The organism is Corallococcus sp. AB038B (assembly GCF_003668955.1).
Lineage (GTDB): Bacteria > Myxococcota > Myxococcia > Myxococcales > Myxococcaceae > Corallococcus > Corallococcus exiguus.
Map to the genome: position 1 here is coordinate 1 of NZ_RAWO01000154.1, position 429 is coordinate 429.

Below are 429 nucleotides of genomic sequence, written 5' to 3' on the forward strand. Positions count from 1 at the left end.
TTCTAGTTTTTTCTTATGCACTATCTTTTATTATGAACGGAATCGTCAGAGGTAGTTGGTGGATTTACAAGAAGAAAAACAATATCTGGATGAGACCAATTTGCAACAAAATAAGGAATAACAGATGAATATTGGTCATCAGTCATAATACTCTTTCTCAGCCTCGTCAATCTTGTCGCCTTCTTCATCTTCGATAGCTTGTTCCGTTATTGCTTGTTGAATCCGACGTCGACCCTCGAATGGCTCGAAATGGTGATGACGAGCGTAAGATAGATACCAAACAATGGAAACAATGTGTGCACAAGCTCCGATAGTAAGTGCGCCAGCGGGACACGTGCAATACCATGCAGTAATTGGATCTCCAGATAGTGAGTATTGAATCCAACTTTTATACTTGGTTGCATTTGAGTGACGACTTTGAATGGTACA

1 protein-coding gene is annotated in these 429 nt (G+C 40.1%); it reads right to left on the minus strand.

The genetic code is table 11. The features are described 5' to 3' along the window. Positions 1–138: 138 nt before the first annotated feature. On the minus strand, positions 139–429 hold a 291-nt coding region (locus D7Y04_RS46210; protein ID WP_233601869.1), incomplete at its 5' end, for a hypothetical protein.